Here is a 283-nt window from a genome sequence, read left to right on the forward strand (position 1 = left end):
GGTTTCACCTGTATCGCGAGATCATCCCTACCTTTGCCCTGCATAGCTCCCTGAAGCTGAGCATAGAGGAGCTTCAGATGTTCCAAAGAGAAGCGAGGCTGTACTGGTCGGGACTGGAAACGGAGGACGTGCTCCTGGAGCGGCTGGAGCGAGTGCTGTCGCGGACGGGGAGCGTCGCCGGGGACGGCCAATAAACTGCGACGGCATAATCCGCGTACAAGCTGGAGGCCTCTCGATAAAGCGGGTGCAACGTGTTGCCGTATTCGTATTATAGAGGAACTAT

1 pseudogene is annotated in these 283 nt (G+C 56.9%); it reads left to right on the plus strand.

The window, feature by feature from the left end:
• Nucleotides 1-194, plus strand: a pseudogene (locus FE784_RS41425) (extracellular solute-binding protein); the annotation flags it as partial.
• Nucleotides 195-283 lie beyond the last annotated feature (89 nt).

Source organism: Paenibacillus hemerocallicola, from assembly GCF_006265175.1.
In the GTDB taxonomy this organism is placed as follows: Bacteria; Bacillota; Bacilli; order Paenibacillales; family NBRC-103111; genus Paenibacillus_AB; species Paenibacillus_AB hemerocallicola.